Annotated in this window: 11 protein-coding genes; all 11 read left to right on the top strand. The window is 37.3% G+C overall.

The genetic code is table 11. The features are described 5' to 3' along the window. Positions 1 to 102 precede the first annotated feature (102 nt). Positions 103 to 1,059 carry a class F sortase gene (locus tag LIS78_RS15280; protein ID WP_252283941.1) on the top strand — a complete coding sequence of 319 codons (957 nt, stop codon included), beginning with the start codon at positions 103 to 105 and terminating at the stop codon, positions 1,057 to 1,059. A gap of 231 nt (positions 1,060 to 1,290) precedes the next feature. Then, positions 1,291 to 2,829 carry an AbgT family transporter gene (locus LIS78_RS15275; protein WP_209150013.1) on the top strand — a complete coding sequence of 513 codons (1,539 nt, stop codon included), beginning with the start codon at positions 1,291 to 1,293 and terminating at the stop codon, positions 2,827 to 2,829. Between the two features lie 266 nt (positions 2,830 to 3,095). Beyond that, positions 3,096 to 4,322, top strand: coding sequence for an ammonium transporter (locus LIS78_RS15270; RefSeq protein ID WP_013057612.1), 1,227 nt, complete (start codon positions 3,096 to 3,098; stop codon positions 4,320 to 4,322). A 14-nt stretch (positions 4,323 to 4,336) separates the two neighbouring features. Continuing rightward, a complete protein-coding gene (locus tag LIS78_RS15265; protein ID WP_013057611.1) occupies positions 4,337 to 4,699 on the top strand; it encodes a P-II family nitrogen regulator in 363 nt (120 codons plus the stop codon). A 478-nt stretch (positions 4,700 to 5,177) separates the two neighbouring features. After that, positions 5,178 to 6,353 carry a branched-chain amino acid ABC transporter substrate-binding protein gene (locus tag LIS78_RS15260; protein ID WP_014459526.1) on the top strand — a complete coding sequence of 392 codons (1,176 nt, stop codon included), beginning with the start codon at positions 5,178 to 5,180 and terminating at the stop codon, positions 6,351 to 6,353. An 81-nt stretch (positions 6,354 to 6,434) separates the two neighbouring features. After that, positions 6,435 to 7,421, top strand: coding sequence for a branched-chain amino acid ABC transporter permease (locus LIS78_RS15255; RefSeq protein ID WP_209150011.1), 987 nt, complete (start codon positions 6,435 to 6,437; stop codon positions 7,419 to 7,421). Between the two features lie 9 nt (positions 7,422 to 7,430). Further along, a complete protein-coding gene (locus tag LIS78_RS15250) occupies positions 7,431 to 8,717 on the top strand; it encodes a branched-chain amino acid ABC transporter permease (RefSeq protein ID WP_252283939.1) in 1,287 nt (428 codons plus the stop codon). Between the two features lie 12 nt (positions 8,718 to 8,729). Continuing rightward, on the top strand, positions 8,730 to 9,527 hold the full coding sequence (locus tag LIS78_RS15245) for an ABC transporter ATP-binding protein (RefSeq protein ID WP_252283938.1): 798 nt from the start codon (positions 8,730 to 8,732) through the stop codon (positions 9,525 to 9,527). Then, positions 9,524 to 10,231, top strand: coding sequence for an ABC transporter ATP-binding protein (locus LIS78_RS15240; RefSeq protein WP_195782833.1), 708 nt, complete (start codon positions 9,524 to 9,526; stop codon positions 10,229 to 10,231). The genes LIS78_RS15245 and LIS78_RS15240 overlap by 4 nt, the downstream gene beginning before the upstream one ends. A 300-nt stretch (positions 10,232 to 10,531) precedes the next feature. Next, positions 10,532 to 11,440, top strand: a complete 909-nt coding sequence (locus tag LIS78_RS15235; protein ID WP_195782834.1) for a hypothetical protein — start codon at positions 10,532 to 10,534, stop codon at positions 11,438 to 11,440. Positions 11,441 to 11,656: 216 nt separating this feature from the next. Continuing rightward, positions 11,657 to 12,754 carry an acyltransferase gene (locus LIS78_RS15230; protein ID WP_195782835.1) on the top strand — a complete coding sequence of 366 codons (1,098 nt, stop codon included), beginning with the start codon at positions 11,657 to 11,659 and terminating at the stop codon, positions 12,752 to 12,754. The last annotated feature ends 71 nt before the right edge of the window (positions 12,755 to 12,825 follow it).

Below are 12,825 nucleotides of genomic sequence, written 5' to 3'. Positions count from 1 at the left end.
TTTTCTCCTTTTCCTTATCGATTACAAGTCAAGAGTCCTGAAAAAAGAAGAGAGGTTGTTCTCTCTTCTTTTTTATAAACAGCTGTGAAATGAGGTGACGATGTGAAAAAAGCGATTGTTCTCGCCTACTGTATATTAAGTTTAGTCCTGCTTGTTAGCGGCGGACTATATTTTAAAGAACAAATGGTAGAAGCAAAAGAAACAAAGCAACAAACTGAAGCTAAGCAAAAAGAAGCACAATCACAAGATCTAAAAAGCCGGGTAACGATTGAAGAAGAATTTGCTGTATTAAAAAAGCATAAAACAGAAGCAAAACAGTTGAATAAAGAATTCAAAGGAATCATTCCTGCAAAAGTTTCTATTCCAGCTATTCATGTGGAGGCTTCAATTGAGCAAGTAGGGTTATTAGACAGCGGTGAAATGGCAGCGCCATCTACAGAAAATGGAGTTGCTTGGTTTGAACCAGGAGCTAAACCTGGCGTAAAAGGAAATGCTGTATTAGCAGGACACGTAGACAGTAAAACTGGCCCTGCCGTCTTTTACAACCTAAAAAACTTAAAAAAAGATGATGAAATTACCGTAAGAGATGCACAGGGGACCACGCTTACTTTTGTTGTTAAACGTACAAAAAGCTATCCGCGCGCTAAGGCTCCTTTGAACAAAATTTTTGGGTATAGCAACAAACGTAATTTAAACCTAATTACGTGCACAGGAACGTTTGACCGTGCGGAAGGAACCCATCAAGAGAGGTTAGTTGTCTATACAGAACTAAAAGCTGACCAAGCAAAAGAATTGGAGCGTGGAGCAACTGCACCAAAACCTCCTACACATTTAAAGATGAGCGGTAATTTGCTTACGTGGTACGCGGTACGAGAAGGCAATATTATCGGCTACCGAATTTATAAAAAGAATCCAGGCGGAACCTTTGTCCATATTGGCAGCGTTTCGGAATTTGAGCGAAAAAGCTTTGCTGATTCCGACGCATCTCAAGCTCGTTACTATGTAACGGCTGTTAATGAGTCAGGAAAAGAGTCTGCTCCGTCTAGTATAGCGAAATAACAAAAAGCTCTCTTCAAACGGAGAGCTTTTTGTTATTTTTGATTGTCGATTAAAAAGATATCTTCTGCCTTTCTATTTATCTAAATGCTATTAGTTTTAATAGATAAATAAAAATTCCTTTAAAATAATACTTGAATAATATAAATATTCAGATTATTATGTACTAATAGTCTTTTTGGTAATTAAAAGGAAAAAATCTAAAAAGAATCTAAAAGAAAAAGGAGAGAAAGCATGTCACAACCTAATTTGCAAGCAGAGCAAAAATCACATCCAACAACCTTTCTAGACAAACTATTAGGAAGGGTAGAAGCAATCGGAAACAAACTACCTGATCCTTTTATTTTGTTTGTATGTTTAGCGCTTGTTATCGTAGTAGCATCTGTTGCTATTAATAGTATGGGAGTAACGGTGGTCCATCCCGGTACTAATAAGACTCTTCCAATTAAAAGTTTGTTGTCGCATGAAGGCATTCAGTATATCTTAACATCGATGCTGACCAATTTCACTGAATTTAAGCCCCTAGGACTTGTACTTGCTATGATGCTTGGAGTCGGACTTGCAGAAAAAGTAGGTCTGCTTGAAGTGGCCATAAAGAAAACGATTTTAAATGCTCCAAAAGCTCTTATTACATACGCGATCATTTTTACAGGAATTATGGCCAACTTAGCGGCAGATGCTGCTTTTGTCATCGTGCCTCCGCTTGCCGCAATGATTTTTTATACAGTAGGAAGGCACCCGCTTGCTGGATTAGCAGCAGGATTTGCTGGGGTGGGATCAGGCTTTACAGCGAATCTTATTATATCCGGAACCGACGGATTGTTATCAGGCATTTCTACTGAAGCTGCTAAAACAATTGACCCAAGCGCTGCTGTCAGTCCTGCAGCGAACTGGTACTTCATGGCGGCTTCTGTATTTGTTTTGACGATTATAGGGGCGATCGTCACCGAAAAGATTGTAGAACCTAGGTTGGGCAATTATAAAGGAAAAAAACGCAATGATTTTGGTGAAATTAGTGAGGCAGAAGCAAAAGGATTAAAAAACAGTATCGTTGCTACATGTATTTATGTCGTTGTACTAGCTGTTTTCTTATTTTGGCCCAACTCTCCTTTACGAAATGAAGACGGTGGAATTGTTCCATCTCCTTTTTTAGATGGTATCATTCCCATTACTCTGCTGTTTTTTGTGGTAGTTGGCTCTGTTTACGGAATAACAGTAGGGAAAATCAAAAGTTCTAGAGATGTACCTGCTTATATGACTGATTCGATGAAAGATATGGCTAGCTATATTGTCCTTATTTTTGCGGCTGCTCAATTTATCGCTTACTTTAATTGGACTAATATTGGAACGTGGATTGCAGTAGAAGGAGCGGATGCATTAAAGGCACTAAATCTAACTGGACTTCCAGTTGTGGTTGGTTTTGTATTTTTAACTGTTGTTCTAAGCCTTCTTATTTTTAGCGGCTCTGCTCAATGGGCACTAGAAGCACCTATTTTTATTCCATTGTTCATGCTGTTAGGATACAACCCTGGATTTATTCAAGCAGCATACCGAATAGCGGATTCTTCCACGAATGTAATCACTCCTTTAAATCCATACATGATTGTTATTTTAGCCTTTATGAAAGAATACGAGCCTAAGGCAGGGCTTGGCACAATTATTTCACTTATGCTTCCTTATACTCTAGCTTTTTTAGGGATTTGGATTATTATGTTGATTATTTTTGCTGTATTCAGTATTCCTCTAGGGCCCGGTGTATATATGTATTTGTAAAGAAAAATCCTCTTCTACTCCAAGAAGAGGATTTTTTATGTCAGAAACTCTAACACATATAAATAATATTTCAGCTTATGTGTACGTAGGAGAACACATAAGAAAAAGAAAAGAGTATAAAAAAACAAAAGTTTTCTGAATAAATTTGCAAAAAGTAGTTGCTAAATACATATAAATCAAATATGATAGTAAACATAACGAAATATGTTATATAATCTAACATTAAATTTAGGGGTTATTTATTCGTACTTAAGGGGGAAATCATCATGCAAATGGGCGATTCAGTATTTATGTTTTTTTCAGCATTATTGGTTTGGATTATGACACCAGCTATTGCATTGTTTTACGGGGGGATGGTTCGAAGTAAAAACATGTTAAGTACCGCGATGTATAGCGTAGGTTCCTTAGCTGTTATATCCGTTCTTTGGATAGTAGCAGGCTATTCGTTAGCTTTTTCGACCGGTGGCAATGCTTTTATTGGTAACTTGGACTGGGTAGGATTAAAAGGAGTTGGGTTCACTCCAAACGGGGACTACAGTGCTACGATCCCGCATAATATGTTTATGATGTTTCAGCTAACATTTGCTGTACTAACAGTAGCTATTATCTCTGGGGCTTTTGCAGAGCGCATGAAGTTTTCAGCATTTATCTTATTTGCTATCCTATGGTCATTATTTGTATATGCACCAGTTGCACACTGGGTTTGGGGAGTTGGCGGATGGCTTCGTGAACTAGGAGCTATTGACTTTGCCGGAGGAAACGTCGTTCACATTTCGTCAGGTGTAGCAGGATTAATTCTAGCTCTTGTTGTTGGAAAACGAAAAAATGCCGATGCCGCAGCACCTCACAATTTACCGTTAACTCTTTTAGGCGGAATGCTGATTTGGTTCGGCTGGTTTGGTTTTAACGTTGGAAGTTCTTTAACTATTAACAGCGTTGCAATGACAGCTTTCATTAACACGAATACAGCGGCAGCAACAGGAATTATCGGCTGGCTTGTAGTAGAGTGGATTATCAATAAAAAACCTACGCTGCTCGGAGCCGTTTCGGGAGCGATTGCTGGACTTGTAGCTATTACACCAGCTTGTGGATTCGTTACACCGTTTGCCTCTATTGTAATTGGTTTTATCGGCGGAGCAGTTTGTTTCTGGGGTATCTTCTCACTTAAAAAGAAAATCGGTTACGACGATGCGTTAGATGCATTTGGTCTTCACGGTATTGGGGGAACATGGGGAGGTATTGCAACAGGTTTATTTGCCACAACTTCTGTAAATGATGCCGGTGCGAATGGTTTATTCTACGGAGATCCAAGTCTACTTTGGAAACAGCTGGTGGCTATCGTAGCAACGTATCTATTTGTCGGCATTGCTACCTTCATTATTGTTAAAGTAGTTGGATTAATTGTATCTCTGCGTGCGACACAAGAAGAAGAAACGCTTGGGCTTGATATTACGCTGCACGGTGAAAGAGCGTATCACGAATCGAATATGTAAAAGGGGTGGGCACAGTGAGTGATGTTTTAACAAAAATTGAAATTATTACACGCCCTTCAAAGTTTGAAGAGCTTAAGCAAGAACTGGCGAAAATTGGCGTTAGCGGTATTACAGTTACGGATGCGCTGGGGTGCGGGTTGCAAAAAGGCATTACGGAGCTTTATAGAGGCGTTAAAAAACAAGACAATATGCACGCACGAATTAAAGTAGAAATTGTGGTGTGCGAAGTTCCAGTATCTGACGTTGTTGATAAAGCAAGAAAAGTACTAAATACAGGTCAGCCTGGAGATGGGAAAATATTTATCTATGAATTAAAAAATGCGATTAAGATCCGAACAGGGGAAGAGGGATCACAGGCATTACGAAATAATAGTTAAACTTAGGGATAAGGAGAAAACAAAGGGTCATATAAAAGGTGCATAATATGCACCTTTTTTTTAGGTTGAATAGTTACACGGCATGTTTCCTTATGGTGACATGCTTTTTTGTTATATATATAGCCAAAAAGTATATCGCAAAAAATAAGTGAATATAATTAAAATTATTTTTATAAAATTGTGAAAATTATAAAAATATATGTCATTGTTACTGACAAGTTTGGTGAAATACTGCTGTTTATCCTTTTATAATAGTAAAAAATAACTATATTTTTACTTTTATTAGTTTCTCTTTATATATGAGAGTGAATCTATTATGAAAGGATGTGAAAAAAGATGTACATAAACAGCAAGCTGTTTCACCGTTTTCAGAAATGACATTTGTTGCAAAGATAAAAAGCGTTCTAGACGCGAACAAAGGGAGGGCAAATCGTTATAAAAGACTAGCCGCTATTAAGCGCTTTATAACGATTACTACATGCTAAGTAAAAAAATGTTATCTATTTTAGCAACAACGGTCTTATCGGTAGGGTTTGTAGCTGGCTGTGGGAGCAACAGTACATCAGGAGAAGATAAAGGCAGCAATGTTATTAAAATTGCTACGCAAAGCCCTTTGTCAGGAGGTAGTGCGACGTTAGGTGAAGCGATCAAACTGGGAGCTCAGCTAGCTCTTGATGAAGAAAAAGACACGTTTGAAAAATTAGGATATAAACTTCAGCTTGTACCGTATGACGATCAAGGCGATCCTAAAAAAGGCGTAGCAAACGCTCAGTTAATCGGATCAGATAAAGCCGTCTATGGAGTGATAGGACATTTAAATTCAGGGGTTACCATTCCTTCATCTGAAACGTATGAAAAATATTCAATTCCAATGATTTCTCCTGCAAGTACAGCAACGGACGTAACAGATCGAAAGCTAAAAACGGTTAACCGCATTGTAGCGCGCGATGACTTCCAAGGGCCTGCAGGAGCTGAATATGCTGTTAAAGAGTTGAAAGCAAAAAATATTTTTGTCATTCAAGATAAAACAGCTTACGGACAAGGGCTTGCAGATGCTTTTAAAACAGCAGCTGAAAAAGAAGGAGCAAAAATTGTTGGATTTGAAGGAATTACGGTTGGAGAAAAAGATTTTAACGGTGTGTTAAATCAAGTCTCTAAAGAAAAGCCGGATCTCGTTTATTTTGGTGGTCTTTATGCAGAAGGCGGACTTTTAATTAAACAAGCTCGTGACAAAGGAATTACCGCTAAGTTTATGGGAGGGGATGGCTTAGACTCATCAACTTTAGTTGATATTGCCGGAGATGCTGTAAAAGATACGTATCTTACGTCAGTAGCAGGCGATGCTTCCAAAACGCAATTCGCTAAAGATTATGAGAAGAAATTCAATAAAAAAGTAGAGTCATATTCTGTATACGGGTATGATTCCATGAAAGTTATGCTTCAAGGTATTCAAAAAGCAATTGAAGACAATGATAAAAAGCTTCCTTCTCATGAAGCAGTACGTGACGCCGTACGCGGTATTAAAGAATATAAAGGAGAACTTACGCAGGTAGGATTCGATGAGAAAGGAGACAATAAATACGCCAAAATTTTTATCTATAAGTTTGACGCTCCTTCATACCCAGCTAAATTAGAAGGAGAAATCTCACAATAAACCTTAGAAAAGAAAGGTATGGATGTTCCGTACCTTTCTTTTCTTAAAATCGATTTTATAGGACGAAAGGGACGAGGTTATATGTTTGCTCATATTATACAAACGCTGCCGCAAGTGTTAATTGACGGACTAACATTAGGAGCTGTATATGCAATTATCGCCCTAGGTTATACGATGGTATATGGCATTTTAGAACTCATCAATTTTGCACACGGCGAAATTTTTATGTCAGGAGCTTTTATCGGAACCGCTATTTTAATAGGGTTAACAGGCGTAGGTTGGATTGCAGCTTTTCCAGCTGTCGTGACGTTAATTTTAGTTCTTCTTATTACGAGTGTTGCGACTGGACTTCTTGGTATGGGAATTGAAAGAGTGGCTTACCGCCCCCTGCGCAAGTCTTCTAAACTGATTACACTTATTACAGCTATCGGAATGTCGTTTCTATTACAGGATTTTGTGCGCTTCATTACGGAACTTAAGAATGGTAACTATATTGTTAATACCCCTGCTTTATTTTCAGGCAAAGTATCGGTTAGCGCTTCTTCTCTTTCATCATCATTTGATGATGCTACATTTAAAGTAACGTTTATCGTAGTGTTAATTGTTGCTCTTTGCTTAATGATCGGACTTGAAATTTTCGTCAATCGGACCAAATGGGGAATGGCAATGAGAGCTGTAGCCCAAGATCCCGATACCGCTTCACTGATGTCCATCAATGTAAACAAAGTTATTTCTCTTACTTTTTTTATTGGTTCAGCTTTAGGAGGCGCTACTGGTGTATTATTTGCCCTTCATTACGGAACAATTGATCCTTATATTGGTTTCATATTAGGATTAAAAGCTTTCACAGCAGCTGTTTTAGGAGGAATAGGCAATATACGAGGCGCAATGTTTGGAGGGCTAATGCTTGGCATCCTTGAAATGTTTGCAGCTGCGAATTTATCAACAATCACCGGCAATGTTTTAGGAGCAGAGTATAAAGATGTATTTGCATTTGCCATTTTGATTTTGGTGTTAATTTTTAAACCAGAAGGCTTATTTGGAAAAGCCGTTACAGAAAAAGTGTAGGTGATGAAGATGAAAAAATTAATGAGTAGGCTTGAAGGAAACAAAAAAGCGCAAATCATTCTATTTTTTATATATGTAATTGCAACAAGCGGTAGTTTAATGCTTGTCCAAAAGTCCGTTGTCGCATTTTTACTTCTTTTATTTTCATTATTACTTCTTTACTTTATGTCTCTTTCTACTAAATTAAAATCGCTAATAGCAGGGGTCATTTTAATTGTGCTGCTTCCTTTTTCAGCCAGCCAAGGCCCTGCTTATGAATCCTATATGGAAGTATCTACACTAGTAGGCATCTATATTGCTATGGCACTTGGGTTGAACATTGTAGTGGGATTAGCCGGATTATTGGATTTGGGATTTGTTGCTTTCTTTGCAGTTGGGGCTTACACATATGGAATTTTCGCAACCAATCAAGCTGCTAATTTTATGCCTTTTGGTACGTACCCATTATCAGGAGAAAGCTTTTGGTTTTTTATTATTGCGGGGTGCCTAATAGCCGCTTTATTTGGAGTTCTGCTTGGTATACCTGTGCTGCGCGTAAAAGGAGACTATCTAGCTATCGTTACGCTTGGATTCGGGGAAATTATTCGAATTGTATTTAACAATTTGGATAAACCAATCAATATTACAAACGGAGCAATGGGGCTGTCCTCCGTGACGCCGCCTTCTATTTTTGGGATTAACTTAGTATATCCAAGTCAGTTCTATTATGTAGTATTAGTCATCTTAGCTGCGGTTATTTTTATTGTACGGCGATTTGAATATTCTAAAGTAGGACGATCGTGGAAAGCGGTTCGTGAAAATGAAATTGCAGCTCAAGCGATGGGAATTCACCTTGTCAGAACAAAGCTGCTTGCGTTTGCTATCGGTGCTTCTTTTTCAGGCATGATGGGAGTTATTTTTGCCGCTAAGCAAACCTTTGTTGATCCAACCAGCTTTACGCTGTTAGAATCTATCACGATTTTAGTCATGGTTATTTTAGGAGGAATGGGGAGCGTTCCAGGCGTCATACTTGGAGCGGCGGTTGTAACCATTCTTAATCTTCAAGTATTAACGGAGCTCACCGATTGGTTTAATCAACTGAGTTTAAACGGGGTTATCTCTATACCAGATGCACTTTCGCCAGCTAAAATGCAGCGATTTATTTTTGGCGGACTTCTTATTCTATTTGCTTTATACAGGTCTCAGGGGTTGCTTCCTGCTAAACAGCCAACGTTCGATTTGAAAGAGCTAAAAGAAGAAGCTGAAGAAGAAATACAGCCTGTGATTCCAGCAGCTGAGAAAAACGTCAATCTATAGAGGTGAAAGAAATTGTCTATTTTAGAAGTGAAAAATGTAACCAAGACCTTTGGCGGTTTAATCGCTAATCAAGACGTAACAATGGATATTCAAAGAAATTCAATAACAGCCGTAATAGGACCAAACGGAGCTGGAAAGACCACATTTTTTAATATGGTGACAGGTGTTTATCAGCCGACCTCAGGTGATATTATGTTAAATGGTCAATCCATAACAAGGCTAAAACCTCACAGCGTATCAAAACAAGGGATTTCTCGGACATTTCAAAACATCAGGTTATTTAGTAATATAACGGTTTTAGAAAATGTGTTGGTTGGGATGCACAACCACTTGAAAGCAACGACTTTTGAGACGCTGTTGAATTTACCTCGAGCAAGAAGAGCGGAAAAAGAAGCCAAAAAAGAAGCGTATAAGCTGTTAGAATACGTTGGGCTAGAAGCTTTATATAACGAAGTAGCCAATAACTTATCATATGGAGCACAGCGACGACTCGAAATTGCCAGAGCCTTAGCTACTAGACCTTCACTGTTATTATTAGACGAACCGGCTGCTGGTATGAATCCGCGTGAAACAAAAGAGCTGACGGATCTTATTCACACGATACGAAAAGACCGGGAAATAACCATTTTATTAATTGAGCATGACATGAAGCTCGTCATGGAAATTTCTGATCATATTATTGTATTAGATCATGGAATAAAAATTGCAGAAGGAAACGCTGAACATATCCGTACACACCCGAAAGTGATCGAAGCCTATTTAGGAAAAGGAGCGGCAGAGGAGATAGAAAGAAAGGAGAAAAGCACATGACTCTATTGAAGTTAACTGAAATTGACACCTTTTATGGAGGAATTCAAGCACTCAAAGGAATAACGATTGATGTAGAAGAAGGAGAAATTGTGACTCTTATCGGAAGCAATGGAGCCGGAAAATCTACCACATTAAAGTCCATTAGCGGTCAAGCTCCTGTCAAAGCAGGTAGTATCATGTATAAAGGCACCCACATTACGAAATTCCCTCCTCACCAAACGGCTCGGTTAGGAATAGCTCATGTACCAGAAGGGAGAAAGATCTTTCCTAAGATGACGGTAAAAGAAAATTTAACTATTGGAGCATTCTCACTTTCTAATAAAAAACTAATAGAAGAAAATATGACTAGAGTACTCACATATTTTCCAAGGTTAAAAGAAAGATTGACTCAAAAAGGAGGAACGATGAGTGGCGGTGAACAGCAAATGCTAGCTATCGGGCGAGCGCTTATGATGAACCCTTCTATGCTTATGCTAGATGAACCTTCTATGGGGCTTGCTCCTATCATTGTAGAACAAATATTTGAAATCATTATGGAATTAAATAAAAGCGGAATGACCATTTTACTAGTTGAACAAAACGCTTATCAAGCACTGCAAATCGCGCACCGAGGCTATGTGATTCAAACGGGAGAAATTATTCTGCAAGGGAAAGGACCGGAATTAATTCATAATGAAAAAATAAAAGAAGCTTATTTAGCTTAAAAAAACAAACCGCATCGCGTTTTAACGCTGCGGTTTGTTTTTGTTCACAAGGGATGATTTGGATAAAGCAGGTAAGCATTGCTATTATCTGGTTTAGTTTCTTAATTAAGTAGGGAACGTTTAAAATAAGATTATTGAATAAGTGAGTAATTAGATAACCTCCTAGATGAAAGAAATGCTTCAATTTCGAGCTTTTTCATAAAAAATAAAAAAAGTTGAAACTTTTTTCACTAAAAAACGTTTATAAAGTAATAGAAAAAAATGGGTACGGTTATTTACACTCAAAAAGGAAGTGAGAGCGTGGCGACGCTGAAAACTAATTATTTGACTGACTTATGCTTAACCTATAGAGAAAGTCAATTTTATGTAATGCAAATACCTAGTTTCTACAAAAAAATGGCTAGCAAATACTTTCAGTTTCAGCCCCAAGAAAAAATAATTGCGTATTTACACAGCTCTTTTATAGCAGGCTTAGATAAAAGGGGAATTTGCTTTACAAATAAGGGGATTTACTGGAAAAGCAGAGGGATGAAAAAAGGGAAAATGTTATGGGAAGAGTTCGCTAACATTCAATCCATTACCATTCGAAAAGAAGAAATGATTTGTTTTAATGACGTGGAGAAATTTCAAGTCAATCAAAACGATTACTCAGCTAGAAAGCTAGTATCTCTATTAAAAAAAATCAAGAAATTTATTCGCACTCATTCCCATGAATATATGTGTCAAGACTATATATATCCGTGTGTATCCTCAAAAGAATTAACTTCTATTTGTTCATCTTTTCAAATTCATCAAACCCCTGATCCAAAAGATGTGTTGTCAGTGGAAGGGCAACTATGTGAAGAAGTTGAAAAAGAGATGCGAAACAGGCTCTATTTACCTGCTAAAGAAAAAATTGTAGCTCATTTAAATACATATCCTCTTCAAAAAACCGAGGGGATTACCGTTTGTTCCAAAGGAATTTATTTCTCAAAATCTTTTAAAACAGTTTACTACCCTTGGCACTTATTTCGCCACGTTAGTATTTCAGTGGAAACAGAGGAATTAAAAATTGCTAAAAAACATTCGTTATCCCTCAACTCAGCTGCAGTATCAAGCGGGGAAGTAATGCTGTTTCTCAAACAAATTAAACAGCATGTGCAGGCTTTGCATGAAAAAGAAGTCGATATTAAACAAGATAATAAGTTTGCATGGAAAATGTTAATTTAAAAAACAAGTTACCGGTAATCTGTTTTTTATTTTGTAGTTCTTTAGAATTATTTATTTGGAATATTGAAAGACATCATACAAGTAAACAAGCCTAGAATATTGGAAGTTAAGAAAATTTTTCCATGACTATAAGGTTAATTTTACCAAAACCTCTTTTCCATTTGGATAATTATGCTAAAATAGAGCTCGAGTTTATTTTAAGGAGCTGACAACAAGATGGAACGTAATTATTCAATTGATTTTATTAAGTTTTTTGCTACAGTGTTTGTAGTTTGTATTCATGTTAATCCATCACATGACGATTTCTTTTTAGGGAACCAGGAAAATGTGCTAGATGTCATTGTTGACACATTTGCACGATTCGCGGTTCCTTTTTTCTTTATTGTATCAGGGTATTTGTTTATGAATAAAATTCAAAAACATCCAAAGCCTTCTGTATACTTAAAAAAATACACGTGGAATATTTCAAAGCTTTATGCATGTTGGTTCATCTTTTATTTATTGTTTGGTGTAGTTCTGCGCTTATTTCAGAACCACGGAACATTAGCAGAACGAAAAGGTGCAGTAGCTGATTATTTAACATCATCCATCACATTCAAAGATATCTTTTATTATGGAAGTGACACAAGCGGATTTCAGCTTTGGTACTTGATTGCATTAATTTGGGCTGTTGTCATCGTTTTCTTATTTCAAAGATGGAAAAAGATTGGCTTATTAATGCTTATCAGCACCGTATTATATGTAACTGGGTTATTTGGGCAGTCTTATTCTTTATTTTTTCCACTTTCTTTTCAAACGAGAGATGCCCTGTTCTTTGGTTTGTTCTATACAGTATTAGGAGCTATGTTTGCCCTTTACGGTAAGCGAATTCTTTTAGTATTAAACGCAAGGCCAATGATTTATTTAGCCAGCTTTTTTGTGTTTTCAGCGTTAGAAATCGCCGAGCGTTACTGGTTGGTCAATATCCAGCACAGCAAGCCCGGAGACTATTTTATTTCTACGATTTTTTTATCAGCATCATTGTTTTTATTCGTATTGAGCAGTCCAGGTCTTGGCAAAAACTCGTTTTTTTCAAAGGTTGGGAAAAATTCAGTTGGCATTTATGTAGTGCATATATGTATATTAAATGAGACCTATCGATTGCTTCGTTCTATAGATTCTTCTTTCTTTACGAATAGTGTCGTTGCTTACGTACTTATCGTTCCAGCAGTTTTTTGGTGCTCGTACTATTTATATAGAGGAATTCAATGGACAAAGGAAAAATTACATGTAAAGCCGCACAAACATCCAATCACAAAACTACAGCATAAATAAAAAGAGCACCGGACCAAAGCGTCCGATGCTCTTTTTTTTGATAAAAAATGAGTAATTTAAAACCTAATTGG

The organism is Priestia megaterium (genome assembly GCF_023824195.1).
GTDB classification, from domain to species: Bacteria; Bacillota; Bacilli; order Bacillales; family Bacillaceae_H; genus Priestia; species Priestia megaterium_D.
This window is presented reverse-complemented; position numbering and strand designations above follow the sequence as displayed.